A 17,320-nucleotide genomic window follows, 5' to 3' on the forward strand; every position below is an offset into this window, starting at 1 on the left:
GCCGGTCATTCGTCGCGGCCGTGGACCTGGGCCGGCGGGTGCGTGGCCTCGACAGCCGTGAAGGTCTCCAGGATCTTGTAGCAGTGTTGAGCACCCTTGGGGATCACCCACGAGTCGCCCGGCTCGAGCAGCACCGTCTGGCCTTCGCTGTGCAGTTCCGCGCGGCCGCTGATCACGTATCCAGCGGTCTCGTAGTCCCGAGCCGCCGTCGGCTTGTCGATTCCCGGCGGCTCCTCGCGCCACAGCCGCATCGCCAGGCCGACTCCTTCGGCGAGGTAGTACTGCCCGAGGGAACCGCGCGGCGAGTGCGCGCCGTTCACTTTGATGATCGTGGTGTCACTCATCGGATCCCCTCCTCGTGCCCGTTTCACCTCGATTCTCCCGCCGCCCGGGCGGTCGGGCAGCGCGACTTCTCAAGCCCAGATCGAGGCGGCCAGCACCACGCCGACCACGCCCGAACCGATCCCGGCGAGCACCGTGCCGACGACGTTGAGCACCGCGAACAGCCGTGCGCCGTCGAGCAGCAGGCGGACGGTTTCGTAGCTGAACGTGCTGAAAGTGGTGAGCGCGCCGCAGAACCCGACGCCGACCAGCGACTGGATCATCGGCATGGGCACGCCGAAAAGCGCCGCACCGGTGATGAACCCGAGAATCAACGAGCCGATCGAGTTGACCGCCACCGTGCCCCACGGGAACCCGGTGTCGTGCCGCGCCTGCACCCAGCGGTCGGTGAGGAACCGCATGCACGCACCCAGCGCCCCGCCGAGCGCGACCAAGACGATCGTCACCGCTGCTCCTGCCCGACGTAGCGGATCACTTCGACCTCGTCGAGCAGCACCAAGCCCTTGGTGACGAGTTCGTCGAGCTCCGGTAGGAAGTCCCGCAGCCGCTGCTCGTCGTCGACGATCACCACCGCCACCGGTAGGTCCTCGCTCAGCGACAGCAGCCGAGCGGTGTGGATCGCGGAGGACGCGCCGAAACCCTCGACGCCGTGGAACACCGAAGCGCCCGCCAAACCGGCGCGCCGGGCCCGCAGCACGATCTCGTGGTACAGCGGTTTGTGCTGGTAGGTGGCGGTCTCGCCGACGATCGCGGTGAGCCGGTACGCCTGCCCCTTCAGCCGCATCACCGATCACCTCGCCAGACCAGGCGCGCCGCCGAGCGTGCCGCGAGAACGCCGACGAGCACCGCGAGCAAGCAGCACAGCACGGTGCCGACCAGGTAGGTGAGGGCGAGCGCGGGCTGGCGGTCGAACACCAGGTGCACCGCGTCGGCGACGTAGGTGGAGAAGGTGGTGAACCCGCCCAGGACACCGACGCCGAGGAACGGCCGGACCAGCCGGTGCGCGACGACGAACTCGGTGATCACGTGCATCAGCACCCCGATGGCCACGCAACCGACCACGTTGACCAGCAGCGTCGACCACGGTCCCGGCCACGCCAGAGATGCGCCGTAGCGCAGCAGCGACCCCAGCGTGCCACCTACGGCGACCACCGCGAGAACGTCCCACGCGGCGCCGACCCGGGGCTTGGGCCGCGGTTGCAGCTCCACCGGGAATGCCATGAACCCTCCCATCTCGGTGAAGCACGTTACCCCGCCGGGCCGCTGCCGCGAGCGAAGTGTCGTGGGTGCGAAACCCGGTGAGCCCCGGTTTTCGCACCCACGTCTCGTTACGCCCCAGCCCTGGTGGCGTTGGCGTTGATCGCCGTCCGGATGTACTCGGCCAGGCCGGGCAGCAGCTTCTCGTAGTTCGCCGCGAAGCGTTCGTCCGCCACGTACATCTCGCCGAGACCGCGGTGGATCTCGTAGGTGCAGTCGTAGCACCAGCGCGTGATGTGCTGGCGGTGCTCCTCGGCGAGGTCCATCGCCTGCTCGCTGTCCGGGGCGCACCCGGCCCGCATCGCCTCGGCCAGGCGGCGGGCGATGTCCTCCTGCGAGGCCACGAACCGCTTCCAGTCCTCTTTGGTGAACGAGGACATCTTCTGCTGGGACTGCCGGTACGCGTCGGTGCTGCCCCAACGCTGCTCGGCCTCGGCGGCGTAGTCGTCCGGGTCGAAGTCCCCGAACAGCTCGAACTTCTCCTCCTGCGTCAGGTCGATGCCCATCGTGTTCGCCTCCAGTTCGCGTTCCACCGCCGCGACCATCCGCTGCAACCGCTCGATGCGGGTCAGCAGCAGTTCGTGCTGCCGCTTCAGGTGCGCGTTGGCGTCACCGTCGGCGAGGATGCTCGCGATGTCGTCGAGGCCGAGGTCCAGCTCCCGGTAGAACAGGATCCGGCGCAACCGGTCCAGGTCCGCGCCGGAGTAGCTGCGGTAGCCCGCCGCCGTCCGACCTCTCGGGCTCAGCAGTCCCACCTCGTCGTAGTGGTGCAGCGTCCGCACCGTCACCCCGGCGAGCCGGGCGGCTTCACCGACCGAGTAGCCCATGGCCGTCACCTCCTCGGAACCGAGCTTGCGGCCTCACGCGACGTTAGGGTCAACCGGAATTCCTCGATGAGCATGGCAACAGCGGTGGGCGATTCCGCGGGAACCCGCGGGTTAGATGTTTTCGCCTTCGGCGGACTGCGGGGACTTGATCATGAAAGACGCGACCAGGGCCAGCGTCGTCTGGACCACCGAGGTCCACAGCGCCGCCTTTTAGTCGCCGACGTCGACCACGAATGCCACGATGCCGATGCCCTCGGTACGTTGCCGAACGGGTCGATCCCACGACGGGCAAAACCATGATCACACCCGTAGTGACTGGAATCGATTTCCATAGAACCTAGGCGAGTGGCGGCCCAGGGCCAAGGATTTGGCTGGCTTTTCGCTGAAATAGCTGGCAGAACGATCTGAAGGTGCGGATAACGGTTGCCGTACGGCATTTCGGAACGAGGCGGCAATGACAAAGATCATTTTCGACGGCGACTACGGGATCGATGACGCGCTCGCGACGCTGTTCCTTCTCGGCCGGGAGGACGCCGAGATCGTCGCGGTCGGCACGGTGCACGGCAACGCGCCCTCGGACGCTGCCGGTGCCAACGCCCTGCAGGTGCTCGATGTCGCTGGTCGGCGCGACATCCCGGTGGCGGTCGGTGCGCAACGCCCGCTGGCCCAGCCGTTGGACATCTCCGCGCTCGTGCACGGCGAGGACGGCCTCGGCGGGCAGGCGCGACCGGTGCCCGGGCTGCACCCGCAGCCGGTGTCGGCCGCCGAGCAACTCGTGCGGATCGCCCGGGAGCAGGCCGGCGAATGCACCGTCGTGGCCACCGGGCCGCTGACGAACCTGGCGCTGGCGCTGCTGCTCGAACCCCGTCTGCCGGAGCTCGTGCGAAACGTCGTCGTCATGGGTGGCACGATGCGGGAGCCCGGCAACGTCAGCCCGTTCGCCGAGACGAACATCTGGCACGACCCGGAGGCCGCCGCGCTGGTGCTCGGCGCGGGCTGGCCGCTGACCCTGGTCGGCCTGGACGTCACGATGCGCACCTGGCTTAACGCCTCCGACGTGCACCGAATCGCAGCAACGCCCGGCCCCAAGGCCGAGTTCGCGCACTCGATCCTCCAGCACTATCTGGGGTTCTACCGGGGCAGGCACGCCCGTCCCGGCTGCCCGCTGCACGACCCGAGCGCCGCGGTGCTGGCGGTGCGTCCCGACCTGGCGAGCCGGGAAAAGGTGCCGGTGCGGGTGGAGCTCTGCGGTGCGCAGACCCGGGGCATGCTCGTAGTGGACCGTCGCGAGTTCGCGGAGCACAATGTCCCACTGATCGACATGGCTACCGAGATCGACCGGGACGGGCTCGTCGCCGAATTCCTCGCCGGCCTACTGGGGGGCCTAGCGGGGCCGGGATTTTTCCGGTGAACGCCCAGGTCGCGGGCGGGGTAGGCGGTGGCGCGGGGACGGCGGTCTTGGCAGAAGTTACTGTTAGGTAATATTCTCTTGTTACCGACGAGTAAGGGCCTAGTCGGGCCCGCCCCGCAGAAGCGCGCAAGAGGGAGCCTTTCGATGGGCCACTACAAGAGCAACGTCCGCGACCTCGAATTCAACCTCTTCGAGGTCTTCAAGGTTCAGAAGCGGCTGGGCAAGGGTGCCTTCGAGCAGTCCGACGAGGACACCGTGCGGGGCGTGCTCACCGAGCTCAACGAACTGGCGACCGGCCCGCTGGCCGACTCCTTCGTCGAAGGCGACCGCACCCCCGCCAAGTTCGACCCGGCCACCCACTCGGTAACCCTGCCCGAGGCGGTCAAGAAGTCGTACCAGCAGGTGGTCGACGGCGAGTGGTGGCGGCTCAGCCTGCCGGACGAGCTCGGCGGCTACGGCACCCCACCCAGCGTCATCTGGTCGGCCGCCGAACTCATGCTCGGCGCGAACCCGGCGATCTACATGTACATGTCGGGCCCTAGCTCCGCGACGATCCTCTGGCGCAACGGCACCGAGGAGCAGCGCCGCTGGGCCCAGTTGATGATCGAGCGCCGCTGGGGCTCCACCATGGTGCTCACCGAGCCGGACGCGGGCTCCGACGTCGGCGCCGGACGCACCAAGGCCATCAAACAGGAGGACGGCTCCTGGCACCTGGACGGCGTGAAGCGGTTCATCACCTCCGCCGACCAGGACATGACCGAGAACATCATGCACCTGGTGCTGGCCCGCCCCGAGGGGCCCGGCATCGAGTCCAAGCCCGGCACGAAGGGCCTGAGCCTGTTCCTGGTGCCGAAGTTCCACTTTGACCCGGAGACCGGTGAGCCCGGCGAGCGCAACGGCGCGTTCGTCACCAACGTCGAGCACAAGATGGGCCTGAACGCCTCGGCCACCTGCGAGCTGACCTTCGGCCAGCACGGCACCCCGGCCAAGGGCTGGCTGCTCGGCGAGGTACACGACGGCATCGCGCAGATGTTCCAGGTCATCGAGTACGCCCGGATGATGGTCGGCACCAAGGCCATCGGCACCCTCTCCACCGGCTACCTCAACGCGCTCGACTACGCCAAGGAGCGCGTGCAGGGCGCCGACCTGACCGAGGCAGCCGACAAGGCCGCGCCGCGCGTGTCCATCACCAACCACCCGGACGTGCGCCGCATCCTGATGCTGCAGAAGACCTACGCCGAAGGCCTGCGCGCGGTGTACCTCTACACCGCGTCCTTCCAAGACCAGGTGGCGCAGGCCCAGCACGACGGCACCGACTTCCGCACCGCCGAGCAAGTCAACGACCTGCTGCTGCCCATCGTCAAGGGCGTCGGCTCGGAGCGCGGCTACGAGATGCTGACCCTGTCGCTGCAGACCCTGGGCGGCTCCGGCTTCCTGCAGGACTACCCGATCGAGCAGTACATCCGGGATTCCAAGATCGACAGCCTGTACGAGGGCACCACCGCGATCCAGGCCCAGGACTTCTTCTTCCGCAAGATCGTCCGCAACAACGGCTCGGCCATCGGCCACGTCGCCGCGGAGATCCAGGCGACGCTGGAGGCCGATGGCGCCGACGAGCGGCTCAAGGAGGAGCGCGCACTGGTGGCCCGCGCGTTGCAGGACGCCCAGGGCATGCTCGGCACGCTGATCGAGTTCCTGACCTCTTCGCAGGAGGACGTCAGGAACATCTACAAGGTCGGCCAGCACGCCGTGTCGTTCCTGCTGAGCATGGGTGACCTGCTGGTCGGCTGGCTGCTGCTGCGGCAGGCCGAGGTTGCCCTCGCCGCGCTGGACGCGGGCGCGTCGGCCAAGGACCAGCCGTTCTACCAGGGCAAGGTGGCGGCGGCCCGGTTCTTCGCCAAGAACGTGCTGCCGGAGCTAACCGGTCGCCGCAAGATCATCGCGGCGGCGGACAACTCCCTAATGGACCTCGACGAGTCCGCCTTCTGACGTCTCTGACGTCCGTGGGTGGCGGCCATTTCGCCCGGAATCGCCGCCACCCACGCATCAGTCCAGGTCATACTCGAAGGAGTAGGGCACGGCGCGCTCCCACGCTCTTAGCCGTGTAGCGGCCCTTGCCGCACAGCCCGGATAGCTCGCCGGTGGCCGAACCCGGCGCCACCTCGAACGTGGCGTGGATCGCTCCGTCGTCGCCGAAGTAGCCGCGCTCATCGATCGCGAAAGCGCCCTGGTGCCCGTCGAGAAACCCGTTGATCAGCTGCATCCCGGTGAACGACCCACCCAGCTCGGTGGCGTAGGCGAGGACGTACTCAGGCGACCTCAGCGGCGTCGATGCCGAAGGCGAACTTGTAGCTGATCGAGGCGTGCGCCCACCGACGCCGGACCGCCCGACGAGCACGGCTGGGTGGAGGTCGAGCTGCTCGTCGAACGGCAAGCCGTCGCAGTCACCGACCTGCTTCGCCTCGGCAACGAAGCGGAAGTCCTCAGCCCGCCAGAACTCCGTGCCGCGGTCGCCGACGGTCACCGCGCTGGCGGCCCGCTACGCCTCCTGAGCGTGCGTCGATCAGCACCGGTCAGTAGTGCGCGGGCCACGTCCGGGCAGTCGTAGAGCGCCTAGCTGATCACCGTTGCCGGGGCGTACTGCCTGCAACGTCGTGGTCGGCGAGGCCCGGCAGAGCACGTGCTGCGCCGCTTGGTCTACCGGAGCAGCGTTCGTCCACAGTGGAACGGGCGGCGAGGAACGCCACGAACAGGCCGACCAGCAGCGCCGCCCGACCCCAAACCCCGATCACCAACGCCTGCGCGGTGAAACCGTCGTGGATGCCGCTAGGCACACCCGACATGTTCAGGTAGAACCAGCGGAAGATGCTGATGCCCATCGCCACGTCCGCCACCAGGTACGCCACGATCCAGCCCCAGCGCACCGACACCAGCACGAAGAACGGCAGCAGCCACAACGTGTACTGCGGCGAATGCACCTTGTGCAGCAGCAGGAAACCGCACAGCATCGCCGCCGACACCTGGATCCACGGATAGGTCCCGGCGCGCTCGTACCGCAACCAACCCACCGCGCAGGCGACCGCGAACGACAACAAGATCAGCAGCGGCGACACCACGCCCATCGACGACTGGAAGCCATCGGAGCCGGTCCAGTGCCGAAAACCCCAGTACCAGACCGAGTTCGTGCTGATGTCGACCTTCCGGCGCGACTGGAAGTCGAACGACGCCAACCAACCGCCGAATCCGGCCAACATGAACGGCAGGTTCGCCAGCACCGCCGTTGCGACCGCCGCCCCCACGACCTGCAACGCACCGCGCACATCGAACCGCCGCGCCTCGCCCCGGCCCTCGGTCAGCACGTACAACGCCAGCGGCAACACGAAAAGCGCCGGATACAACTTCAGCGCGAAACCCATGCCCAACAACACCGCGGCCGCCGTCGCGCGACGGCGCAACGATGCCGACGTCCACCGATGCACGACGAACACCGCGCCGACCGCGCACGCCACGACAGGCAAATCCCAGTTGTGGAAGGCATAAAGCACCAGCGGTGGGCTCAGCGCCCACAACAACGCACGCCAGCCGCTCAACCTGCCCAGCCACCACGCGACGGCCAACCCGAACGGCGCCATCAACAACGACGACGCGGCAAGGAAACCCGCGTCCGTGTGGGCGAACATCGCGCCCAACCAGATCAGCACCCCGGTCAGCACCGGGTACTCGACCACCCCGCCGTACAACGTCCCGTCGGCATCGATCCCACCGTTAACGTAGGGAAAGACGTGCCGATCGATGTCCCGGCCGATCCAGAGATTCTGGATGTCCGAGTAACACACATCGCCGTAGGCCCGCTCCTGGTAGGCGGGCTCCGAACGCCCCCACTCGTCGTAGAGCGGGCCGGTGCAGCGCGCCTTGTTCGCATAGCCCAACGCCAACGCCAACGCGGTAAACATGCACAGCGCCACCAAACCGGAGATCGTCAACCCGCGGGTCGTCCTAGCGCTGATGCCGATCACTCCACCCGTTCGAACCAGGGTGAGGGGCGCCCTTGGGTGCCATAGTCACCCAAGGGCGCCCCTCACCTCGGAAAAGTCAATGTGTTCAGGCGACCTTGCCGCGGAGGAACGCGATGTCGTCGGCCTGGCCCTCGTCCGGGGTCTCCACCACCACCGGCGCCCCCGCATTCGTGCACACCGCGACCAGCAGCTCGGGGTCGATGTTGCCGGCGCCGATGTTCGCGTGCCGGTCCCGCGACGAACCGAACTCGTCCCGCGAATCGTTGAGGTGCACCAGATCGATCCGTCCGGTGATCGCCTTCACCCGGTCCACGACGTCCAGCAGCTCCTCGCCAGCGGCGTGCGCGTGGCAGGTGTCCAGGCAGAACCCCGCCCCGAACTCGCCGACCGCATCCCACAGCCTTGCCAACGCGTCGAACCGCCGAGCCATCGCATTCGCGCCGCCAGCGGTGTTCTCGATCAGGATCGGCACATCGAAGCCGCCCTCCGCGGCCTGCCGCTCGAACAACTTTCGCCAGTTCGACACGCCCTCGGCTGGCTCGTCGTCCTTCGTCACGTGCCCGCCGTGCACGATCAGGCCCTGCGCGCCCACCGTGGCCGCCGCCTTCGCCTGCTGCCCCACCGCCTTGCGGGACGGAATCCGGATCCGGTTGTTCAGCGAAGCCACGTTGATGACGTACGGCGCGTGGATGAACACCGCCACGTCGCTGTCCCGTAACTGCTCGGCTTCCGGGTGCGGCTTCGGGGCCTTCCAACCCTGCGGGTCCGACAGGAAGAACTGCACGACCTCCGCGCCGCGTTCGGCGGCGGCGGCCAACGGGTCATCATCGCGAACGTGGGCGCCGATACGCATACCCGAAGTCTAGGTGGCGGGCGAGTTCACCTCCCGTCGGCTTGACCAGCGGATCGCCCACCATCCGACCCCGCAGCGGGAGAACTAGTTCTTTTCTCGGGCCGGCCGTCACCAACGGCGGTGTGCGGGCGTTATTAATCTTGAAAGAGTGATCGGGATTCGCGTTGCTTTGGGAGGCGAGCCATGGGCGCACGGGGGAAACCCAATCCGCTGTACCGGTCGAAACTGCTCGGCCGGACCGTGTCCGCCGGACTCGTGGGCCTCGTCATCACCGCCAGCACCTTCCTCGGCGCGGGAATCGCGAACGCCGCCGATCCGTTGCTCGTCGACCAGCCCCTGGCGACGGTCAAGGCGCAACCTGGGCAGCAGATCACCATCGCGCCATCGACGCTGGACTTCAAGGTCCGCGAAGCCGTGCTGCTCGCCATACCACTGGCCTTCGGTCCGGCCGCCGACGCTGCGGATCGGTTCAAGGAGCTCGCGCCGATCTCGCTCGGAGCCGCGCCCGCAGGCCGTACCTTCTACTCCGGCAAGGACATCGCCAAGGCTGCCGCGCCACGGCTCGCCGAGATCGGCCTGCCCGCCGACAAGGTCGATGCGGTGACCTGGCATTTCACCAACCTGGTCAGCCTCGGCAACGCACTCACGGTCAAAGCCGAGCTCCTGGAGGAACAGCCGTCACCGTCGTCCGATCAGCAGGCCCCCGAGAAGACGAAGCCGACACCGACGCCCGAACCCAGCGCGACGCAGCCGCCGAGCCCGACCACGCCGCCACCGGCGGTCACGGCGCCGGAACCGACCCTGATCCCCAACAGCGGGGCGCCGCGCGCGATCAGCGTCCTGCCGCCCAGCCCGCGGGACCTCCAGGGAGGATCGCTGCCGTGGGCCGAGAGCCGCTACGGCCAGGTCCCAGGCCTTATTCCGGACACCGGCGACCTCGCGAAGCAGGCCCAGGATCAGCAGAAGGCCCGCGAGCAGCAGGAGGAGATCCGCGCCGCGGGCAAGGCGGAGGCGCTGCCGACCGAGGTGACTGAGCGGGTCGCGGCCCCGGTGCTGCTCGCGGCGATCTCGCTGGCGGTGGTCACGGCGGCCCTCGTCCGAAGCTGGGTCCTCCGCCGCGACTGACCCCCAGGCTGCCGCGACCACCACCCCACCCGCCCGCACCGCAAGAAGGGGTTGGAAAACGCTCATCGAAATCGGATTTCGATTTCTATGGATATTGCGGAACCGCGGGTGGCGGGTGGCGGAGCAGGGGTGATGCCGGTGCCGTCGGTGCCGCTTGCTAGCCTTGTCCAGTTCGTCGACGCGAACGACCCTCCTGCCACGGAGAGCCCGTGGCCGTGAGTCCACAGGAGGTGAATGGTCTTCATGCGTCACTACGAGCTCATGGTCATCCTAGACCCGAGCCTGGACGAGCGCACTGTCGCTCCGTCCTTGGAGAACTTCCTCAACGTTGTCCGCAACGACGGTGGCACCGTCGAGAAGGTCGACGTCTGGGGCCGCCGGCGTCTCTCGTTCGAGATCGAGAAGAACGCCGAGGGCATCTACGTCGTCCTGGACCTCAACAGCGAGCCGGCCACCATCAAGGAACTGGACCGGCAGCTGAACCTCAACGAGTCGATCCTGCGGACGAAGGTCATCCGCAAGGTCGTCGAGCCCCGCAAGGCCGCGCGCGCCGCCAAGGCCCGCGCCGCTCAGGCGTCCGCCTGACCGGCCCGATTCCGCTAACGACCAGACTGGAGTCCCAGGTCATGGCTGGTGAAACGGTAATCACGGTGGTCGGCAACCTGACCGCCGACCCGGAGCTGCGCTTCACCCCGTCCGGTGCCGCGGTCGCGAACTTCACGGTGGCCTCCACCCCCCGGACCTTCGATCGCCAGTCCGGCGAGTGGAAGGACGGCGAGGCCCTGTTCCTGCGCTGCAACATCTGGCGTCAGGCCGCGGAGAACGTGGCCGAGTCGCTGACCCGCGGAATGCGGGTCGTCGTGCAGGGCAGGCTGCGGCAGCGTTCCTTCGAGACGAAGGAAGGCGAGAAGCGCACTGTCGTCGAGCTCGAGGTCGACGAGATCGGGCCGTCTCTGCGCTACGCGACCGCCAAGGTGAACAAGGTCAGCCGCGGCGGCAGTGGCTTCAGCGGTGGCGGGGGCCCGTCCGGTCCCCCAGCCGACGACCCGTGGGGTTCCGCGCCGCCCGCCGGTTCCGGTGGTGGGTTCAGCGACGAGCCGCCGTTCTAAACGGCGCAGCAACGCTTACGAAGTTTTCGCTCAGGAGGAAGACCGATGGCCAAGGCGCCCGTGCGCAAGCCGAAGAAGAAGGTCTGCGTGTTCTGCAAGGACAAGGCGGCGCAGATCGACTACAAGGACACGACGCTGCTGCGGAAGTACATTTCCGACCGCGGCAAGATCCGTGCCCGTCGCGTGACCGGCAACTGCAGCCAGCACCAGCGCGACGTCGCCATCGCGGTGAAGAACGCCCGCGAAATGGCACTGCTGCCCTACACCTCGACCGCTCGCTGACCCGGAAGGAGACACGTCGTGAAGATCATCCTCACCGCTGACGTGACCGGTCTCGGCGAGTCTGGCGACATCGTCGAGGTCAAGGACGGTTACGCGCGCAACTACCTGCTGCCCCGCAGTCTGGCCATCGTGGCCACCAAGGGCGCGCAGAAGCAGATCGAAACGATCCGCCGCGTGCAGGAGAACCGCCGGGTGCGCAACCTGGAGCACGCCCACGAGCTCAAGCAGCAGCTGAAGGACCTGGGCTCGGTCACGCTGACCGCGAAGGTGTCCTCCCAGGGCAAGCTGTTCGGCTCGATCACCAGCGGCGACGTCGTCACCGCGGTGCGCAAGGCCGGTGGCCCGAGCCTGGACAAGCGTTCGGTCTCGCTGCGCGGCCACATCAAGTCGCTGGGAAAGCACATCGTCGACGTGCAGTTGCACCCGGATGTGACGGCCAACGTCAGCGTCCAGGTCGCCGGCGAGCAGTGACCCGGTAATACCGGTTTCCACAACGCGGCATCGTCCACTCCGGCATTCGTGTGACGGGTGGACGATGCTGCGTCCGGTGCGTGCACCGGCGGTCATGGCGGTGGCCGAGCCCTGCCGATTCCGACACGCCGACGAGCGCGACACGCCGGGACTTTTCCACGAATTTCTTCCACAGCCTGCGCACAGCGGCTGACCTGGGGTTTGTTGTCGATCATGCCCACTTGTCCCCAAGTTGTCCCCAGCCGCGCGGAAGGCTGACGCGAGTTATCCCCAGCTCGATTCGATCTGTCCACAGGTTGTCCCGAGCTTTGTCCACAGCTTGATTTGCTTGCTCCGAGCGGGCGATCTAGCTTCGCGCGCGGACGGTCGCGCCGACCACGCGTGATCGTCTCGGCGCCGGAGGAGGTGACGGGTCCGGTGGCGGTGCCCGACGAGCGGGAGGATCCGTACTTCGCCGACGACGGCGGATCCAGCGGCGGAACCTTCGAGCGGCAGCCCCCGCAGGACCTCGCCGCGGAGCAATCCGTGCTCGGCGGCATGATGCTGAGCAAGGACGCCATCGCGGACGTCGTCGAGGTGCTCAGCCCCAACGACTTCTACCGGCCGGCGCACCAGGCGATTTACGACTGCGTCCTCGACCTCTACGGCCGCGGCGAACCGGCGGACGCGATCACCGTGTCGGCCGAGTTGGAGCGCCGCCAGGAGCTGCTCAAGGTCGGCGGCGCGCCGTACCTGCACACGCTGATCGCCACGGTGCCCACGGCCGCGAACGCCGGCTACTACGCGGAGATCGTCTCGGAGAAGGCGATCCTGCGCCGCCTGGTGGAGGCGGGCACCCGGATCGTGCAACTCGGCTACCACGGCTCCGAGGGTGCGGCGGTCGAAGAGGTCGTCGACCGGGCCCAGTCCGCGATCTACGACGTGACGGAACGCCGGGCCAGCGAGGACTACCACGTCCTCGAAGAGCTCCTCCAGCCGACGATGGACGAGATCGACGCCATCGCCTCCCGCGGCGGGGAGTCTCAGGGCATCCCGACGGGCTTCGCCGACCTCGACGCCCTGACCAACGGCCTCCACCCCGGCCAGATGATCATCATCGCGGCGCGTCCCGGTGTTGGGAAGGCGTTGGAGCTGGATACGCCGCTGCCCACTCCGGGCGGCTGGACGACGATGGGCCAGGTCGGGGTCGGCGACTACCTGCTCGGCGCAGACGGCAACCCGACGAAGGTGGTCGCGACTACCGACGTCATGCAAAACCGACCCTGCTACGAAGTGGTGTTCTCCGACGGGTCTGTGGTCGTCGCGGACGCAGAACACCAGTGGAAGGTCACAACACGAGCCCACCGCCGCCAGATCACGGAAACGAACACTCCGCTGTACTGGTCGCGGGAGTCAATCGATCGGGTAAAAGCCTCTTACGAGCACTCGTTGACGGAGCAACACCAGCTCATCAGTTCCCAGGAAGCACTCGCACTAGGCGGCGAGACGTTTGGCAACACGAGGCACCGCATCGTCACCAAGGTGCGGGACGGCGAGAAAGCCCTCCGTCCCTTCTCCTGGCCGAAACGCAGCGGAACCCGGCGCATCGCCGTTTTCGCCAAACAGAGGTTCTTCGACGAGCCGTACCAGTGGATCACTCGACCCTTGAACGCGTCAACGGCGATCCAGCACAGCGGGATCGCCACTACTGAGGAGATCCACAAGAGCCTCCATTGCTCAGACGGACGCCTGAACTACGCCGTCCCCAACCCCGCTCCCCTGGAGCTACCTCACGCCGATCTCCTAGTGCCGCCGTACACGCTGGGCGCTTGGCTTGGCGACGGACCTGGCAACGGTACGCGGATCACCTCGGTGGACCCGCAGATCGTGGCCAACATCGGCAACGAAGGTCTCGAAGTAGACCAACGTGGACGAATGAGTTGCTCGATGAGGATGCCCGAACCGCCCCGCACCCGAGAGTGCTTCGTTTGTGGCACGAGTTTCTCTCCGAGCTACTTCAGCGTCCGGGTGTGCTCCTACACCTGCGCGGGGAAAGCACGATCTCGCGGGACCGAGCCACCACCGCTGACCTGCATCGACTGTGACAATCTCCCACGAGGCATCAGTCGGCGTTGCCCGGGCTGCCATGACCGGCACGGAACTTTCACCGCATGGTTGCGCGGGCTCGGCGTGTTGGGAAACAAACACATCCCCACCGAGTACTTACGTGCCTCCGAGCAACAGCGACGTGCCTTGCTCGCGGGTTTGCTCGACACTGACGGAACCGTTGAACACGATGGATCGGTTTCCTTCGGCGTGACAAACGAACGTCTCGCGCTGAACGTCCGTGAGCTCATCGTCAGCCTCGGTTACAGCTGCTCGCTCACCACCAAGCGGGTGGGTGGCCGCGGTGAGCAAACCCCAACCTTCTACCGACTGAACTTCAAGGCCGAAGACGAAGTATTCCGGCTCGACCGCAAGAACCTGGCCCACAGGCAGCGGCGGACCGCCATCAATACCCGGCGCACCAGCGTGCGCTACATCATCGACGTACGCCCTGTTTCGAGCGTGCCGGTACGGTGCGTCGAGGTCGACGCGCCAGATCACCTCTACCTGGCCGGGCACTCGATGATTCCCACCCACAACTCCACACTGGGACTGGATATTGCCAGGTCAGCGTCGGTGAAGCATGGGCTTGGGAGCGTCATTTTCTCGCTGGAAATGGGGCGCACCGAGATCGTCATGCGCATGCTCTCCGCCGAGGCCCGGATCCGGCTCGGCGACATGCGCGGTGGTCGGATGACCGACGACGACTGGACGCGGCTGGCGCGGCGGATGAGCGAGATCAGCGAGGCGCCGCTGTACGTCGACGACTCACCGAACCTGACGATGATGGAGATCCGCGCGAAGGCGCGACGGCTGAAGCAGCGCCACGACATCCAGCTGATCGTCCTGGACTACATGCAGCTGATGACGTCCGGCAAGCGCGTCGAGTCCCGCCAGCAGGAGGTCTCGGAGTTCTCCCGAAACCTAAAGCTGCTGGCGAAGGAACTCGAAGTCCCGCTGATCGCGATCTCCCAGCTGAACCGAGGCCCGGAACAGCGAACGGACAAGCGACCGCAGCTGTCGGACCTGCGTGAGAGTGGTTCGCTGGAGCAGGACGCCGACATGGTGATCCTTATCCACCGGCCGGACGCGTTCGAGCGGGACGACCCGCGGATGGGCGAGGCCGACCTGATTCTCGCCAAGCACCGTGCCGGTCCGACGGCCACGATCACCGTCGCTCACCAGCTGCACTACAGCCGCTTCGTCGACATGGCCCAGGAGTAGTACGGGCGTTTGTAGGGTCTCATTTTCGGCTGCACTTTCTCACGACCGACTGCACCTCGGCTGCACTTGTGCGGCAAGAGTGAGATGGGCCATCTGTGTGGAGTGCGTGGCTGATCCTTATGGGCGGCTTCTGGGTTGCCGATGATCTGGTGTGGCTGTCGATCACGTGGTCGAGACCCTCCCGTTAGCGCGCTTGAAGCCGCGGGAAGCGTCTGTTGCGTTTCGGCGTTCAACGCAGCGGGCGAGGTTGTCGCGTCGCGGGACGACGTTGACGCCGTCGTGCTGCAGACTGCCGTGCCCTGGCGGACTTTCCGGTGGCGCCAAGGCCAGAAGCACTTCCCAGGCACCTACTGGTGCGCCACGGAACAGGACCACGTCATCTACGAATCCAGGCTTGAACTGCTACGCCTGGTACTGGCAGATTTCGACACCGCAGTTCGTCACATCGTCGCTCTGGTTGACCTCGTTTGTGTGGGTGGGGGCGAGCAATGGCCCGCCTTCCTCGGCATCCTGCGCCGAGGCGGGCGCTACGTGACGGCCGGGGCGATCGCCGGGCCGATCGCGCAGATCGACTGCGGACGCGCTACCTCAAAGACCTGACTCTGGTGGATTGCACCCTTCAGGAGGACGAGGTCTTCGAGAACCTGGTCTCGTACGTCGAGGCGGGAGAGATCCGGGCTTGCGTCGCCAAGGTCTTCCCGCCGAAGGCGATCGGCCGGGCACTGGAAGAATTTCTCAGCAAGACGTTCACGGGCAAGCTCGTGCTCACCGTTCCGGAGGTCGGACAATGAGGATCGCTGAAATCCACATCTATCGGCACGGTCTGCCGGTCCATAACGGCCCCTACAAGATGTCCCATTTAGAGGTCCGGTTTCTGTCCACGACGCTGGTCAAGCTGGTGGCCGATAACGGGCTTGTCGGCTGGGGCGAGACCTGCCCGGTCGGCCCCACCTATGCCGAATCCCACCCCGCCGGGGCCGTGGCGGCACTGAGCGAAATGGCGCCGGGGCTGAGCGGCGCCGAGGTGCTGCCGGTACCGTTGCACCGGCGCATGGACGGTCTGCTCAATGGCCACAACTACGCCAAGGCCGCCATCGACATCGCCGCCCATGACCTTCTGGGCAAGCATCTCGGCGTAAGCGTGTCCGACCTACTTGGTGGCGCGATGACCGATCGCGTGCCGTCCTACTACTCCACCATTGTCGGCCCGCCGGATGAAACCGCCCGCGTCGCAGCGGAAAAACGTGCCGAGGGATACCCGCGCCTGCAAGTCAAGATCGGCGGACGGCCTGTCGAGGAAGACATTGAGACCATCCGCAAGGTCTGGGAGGTCACCCGCGGGTCGGGGGTGCGTCTGGCGGTGGATGGCAACCGCAGCCTGACCACTCGCGATGCGCTGCGGCTCAGCCGGGAATGCCCGGACGTCCCCTTCGTCATGGAACAGCCCTGCAACACCATCGAGGACCTGCAGAAGATCCGCTCGCAGGTCAGCCACGGCATCTACATGGACGAAAACGGCACCAGCCTGAATACGGCGATCACCGCCGCCGGCACCGGACTGGTCGATGGCTTCAGCATGAAGGTCACCCGGATCGGCGGGCTGCATCCGATGCGCGCGTTCCGCGACATCTGTGCGGCACGGAACCTGCCGCATACCTGCGACGATTCCTGGGGCGGAGACATCATCGCCGCCGCCTGCACCCATATCGGCGCGACGGTGGCACCTGAGCTGTTCGAAGGGGTCTGGTTGGCGGCCCCCCACATCGAAGGTCATTACGATCAGGAAAACGGGATCCGCATCGAAGGCGGCCATATCAAGCGACCGCAAGGTCCTGGCCTGGGCATCACGCCCGATGAAGGCCTTTTCGGCACCCCAGTGGCATCTTTCTGAAGAAACTGGGGTTGTATCAGCTATGACCGGGGCCTCAACGGCATGTTCAAGGCCGAGTTGATCGAACGCAAGGTCCCTGACGTGACTTCGCCGGGGTCGAGCGGTGGTGCAACGATGAGCGCCTGCACTCGGCGTTGTACCACGTGCATGAGCCGCCCCGGAAAAGAAGGCCCGGCCCCCCACCTGAGCGGCGAACCGGGCAAGATCATCTACAACTTGACCAGCAGTTGCGGCGCGGCTCTTAAAATGCGCAGATGGCCATTGATATGGGTGTGGCTCTTTTGGAGTGAGGTTTAGGCGGCGGTGTGGAGGGTGTGGGTGGGGTGGTTGCGGTGTTGTTCTCGGGACAGGTGGTAGGTCCAGTAGTCGTCGAAGTCGCCGTTGGTGGTCAGGGCGCGGAGTTTGAGGATGGCTTCGGCGCCGGGTA

Annotated in this window: 20 protein-coding genes; 12 read left to right on the top strand and 8 right to left on the bottom strand. The window is 66.7% G+C overall.

The features are described 5' to 3' along the window. Positions 1-5: 5 nt before the first annotated feature. The 5 genes from ACWDKQ_RS11375 to ACWDKQ_RS11395 all read right to left on the bottom strand — a co-directional run bounded on the left by ACWDKQ_RS11375 (position 6) and on the right by ACWDKQ_RS11395 (position 2,426). The gene (locus ACWDKQ_RS11375; RefSeq protein ID WP_450138644.1) at positions 6-344 is read right to left on the bottom strand and encodes a cupin domain-containing protein; all 339 of its coding nucleotides are present in this window, start codon (positions 342-344) and stop codon (positions 6-8) included. Positions 345-413: 69 nt separating this feature from the next. Then, a complete protein-coding gene (crcB, locus tag ACWDKQ_RS11380) occupies positions 414-788 on the bottom strand; it encodes a fluoride efflux transporter CrcB (RefSeq protein ID WP_450138645.1) in 375 nt (124 codons plus the stop codon). Further along, positions 785-1,126 (bottom strand): DUF190 domain-containing protein, encoded by a 342-nt coding sequence (locus ACWDKQ_RS11385; protein ID WP_450138646.1) that lies wholly within the window; start codon positions 1,124-1,126, stop codon positions 785-787. The genes crcB and ACWDKQ_RS11385 overlap by 4 nt, the downstream gene beginning before the upstream one ends. Then, positions 1,126-1,563, bottom strand: coding sequence for a fluoride efflux transporter FluC (locus ACWDKQ_RS11390; RefSeq protein WP_450138647.1), 438 nt, complete (start codon positions 1,561-1,563; stop codon positions 1,126-1,128). Before ACWDKQ_RS11390 ends, ACWDKQ_RS11385 begins: the two co-directional genes overlap by 1 nt. Before the next feature lie 107 nt (positions 1,564-1,670). Then, positions 1,671-2,426, bottom strand: coding sequence for a MerR family transcriptional regulator (locus ACWDKQ_RS11395; protein WP_450138648.1), 756 nt, complete (start codon positions 2,424-2,426; stop codon positions 1,671-1,673). A gap of 454 nt (positions 2,427-2,880) precedes the next feature. Between ACWDKQ_RS11395 and ACWDKQ_RS11400 the strand changes: the two genes are divergently transcribed. Both ACWDKQ_RS11400 and ACWDKQ_RS11405 read left to right on the top strand, forming a co-directional pair. After that, the gene (locus ACWDKQ_RS11400; RefSeq protein ID WP_450138649.1) at positions 2,881-3,837 is read left to right on the top strand and encodes a nucleoside hydrolase; all 957 of its coding nucleotides are present in this window, start codon (positions 2,881-2,883) and stop codon (positions 3,835-3,837) included. A gap of 144 nt (positions 3,838-3,981) precedes the next feature. After that, the gene (locus ACWDKQ_RS11405) at positions 3,982-5,826 is read left to right on the top strand and encodes an acyl-CoA dehydrogenase (RefSeq protein WP_450138650.1); all 1,845 of its coding nucleotides are present in this window, start codon (positions 3,982-3,984) and stop codon (positions 5,824-5,826) included. Positions 5,827-5,893: 67 nt separating this feature from the next. Here ACWDKQ_RS11405 and ACWDKQ_RS11410 read toward each other — a convergent pair whose 3' ends face one another. Next, positions 5,894-6,235: a DUF3224 domain-containing protein gene (locus ACWDKQ_RS11410; RefSeq protein WP_450138661.1), complete on the bottom strand. Its 342-nt coding sequence runs from the start codon at positions 6,233-6,235 to the stop codon at positions 5,894-5,896. Positions 6,236-6,241: 6 nt separating this feature from the next. Here ACWDKQ_RS11410 and ACWDKQ_RS11415 point away from each other — a divergent pair, with 6 nt between their 5' ends. After that, a complete protein-coding gene (locus ACWDKQ_RS11415) occupies positions 6,242-6,445 on the top strand; it encodes a hypothetical protein (RefSeq protein ID WP_450138651.1) in 204 nt (67 codons plus the stop codon). Between the two features lie 13 nt (positions 6,446-6,458). On the opposite strand, the gene ACWDKQ_RS11420 is transcribed toward ACWDKQ_RS11415, so the two are convergent. Both ACWDKQ_RS11420 and ACWDKQ_RS11425 read right to left on the bottom strand, forming a co-directional pair. Further along, positions 6,459-7,820, bottom strand: coding sequence for a glycosyltransferase family 87 protein (locus ACWDKQ_RS11420; protein WP_450138652.1), 1,362 nt, complete (start codon positions 7,818-7,820; stop codon positions 6,459-6,461). A gap of 118 nt (positions 7,821-7,938) precedes the next feature. Beyond that, the gene (locus ACWDKQ_RS11425) at positions 7,939-8,706 is read right to left on the bottom strand and encodes a deoxyribonuclease IV (RefSeq protein ID WP_450138653.1); all 768 of its coding nucleotides are present in this window, start codon (positions 8,704-8,706) and stop codon (positions 7,939-7,941) included. Between the two features lie 183 nt (positions 8,707-8,889). Between ACWDKQ_RS11425 and ACWDKQ_RS11430 the strand changes: the two genes are divergently transcribed. The 9 genes from ACWDKQ_RS11430 to ACWDKQ_RS11470 all read left to right on the top strand — a co-directional run bounded on the left by ACWDKQ_RS11430 (position 8,890) and on the right by ACWDKQ_RS11470 (position 16,893). Next, the gene (locus ACWDKQ_RS11430) at positions 8,890-9,831 is read left to right on the top strand and encodes a hypothetical protein (protein ID WP_450138654.1); all 942 of its coding nucleotides are present in this window, start codon (positions 8,890-8,892) and stop codon (positions 9,829-9,831) included. Between the two features lie 234 nt (positions 9,832-10,065). Continuing rightward, positions 10,066-10,416: a 30S ribosomal protein S6 gene (gene rpsF / locus ACWDKQ_RS11435; protein ID WP_450138655.1), complete on the top strand. Its 351-nt coding sequence runs from the start codon at positions 10,066-10,068 to the stop codon at positions 10,414-10,416. 41 nt (positions 10,417-10,457) lie between these two features. Continuing rightward, entirely contained in the window at positions 10,458-10,940 is a 483-nt protein-coding gene (locus ACWDKQ_RS11440; protein ID WP_093263833.1) for a single-stranded DNA-binding protein, read from the top strand. A 45-nt stretch (positions 10,941-10,985) separates the two neighbouring features. Beyond that, positions 10,986-11,222, top strand: coding sequence for a 30S ribosomal protein S18 (gene rpsR / locus ACWDKQ_RS11445; protein ID WP_093151213.1), 237 nt, complete (start codon positions 10,986-10,988; stop codon positions 11,220-11,222). Positions 11,223-11,240: 18 nt separating this feature from the next. Then, positions 11,241-11,693, top strand: a complete 453-nt coding sequence (rplI, locus tag ACWDKQ_RS11450) for a 50S ribosomal protein L9 (protein ID WP_450138656.1) — start codon at positions 11,241-11,243, stop codon at positions 11,691-11,693. Between the two features lie 423 nt (positions 11,694-12,116). Next, positions 12,117-15,002, top strand: a complete 2,886-nt coding sequence (gene dnaB / locus ACWDKQ_RS11455) for a replicative DNA helicase (RefSeq protein WP_450138662.1) — start codon at positions 12,117-12,119, stop codon at positions 15,000-15,002. Between the two features lie 279 nt (positions 15,003-15,281). Then, a complete protein-coding gene (locus tag ACWDKQ_RS11460) occupies positions 15,282-15,602 on the top strand; it encodes a hypothetical protein (RefSeq protein ID WP_450138657.1) in 321 nt (106 codons plus the stop codon). 5 nt (positions 15,603-15,607) lie between these two features. Then, positions 15,608-15,793, top strand: coding sequence for a hypothetical protein (locus ACWDKQ_RS11465; RefSeq protein ID WP_450138658.1), 186 nt, complete (start codon positions 15,608-15,610; stop codon positions 15,791-15,793). Next, entirely contained in the window at positions 15,790-16,893 is a 1,104-nt protein-coding gene (locus ACWDKQ_RS11470; RefSeq protein WP_450138659.1) for a mandelate racemase/muconate lactonizing enzyme family protein, read from the top strand. The genes ACWDKQ_RS11465 and ACWDKQ_RS11470 overlap by 4 nt, the downstream gene beginning before the upstream one ends. Positions 16,894-17,320: the final 427 nt, after the last annotated feature.

This window comes from Saccharopolyspora sp. NPDC000995, from assembly GCF_053599315.1.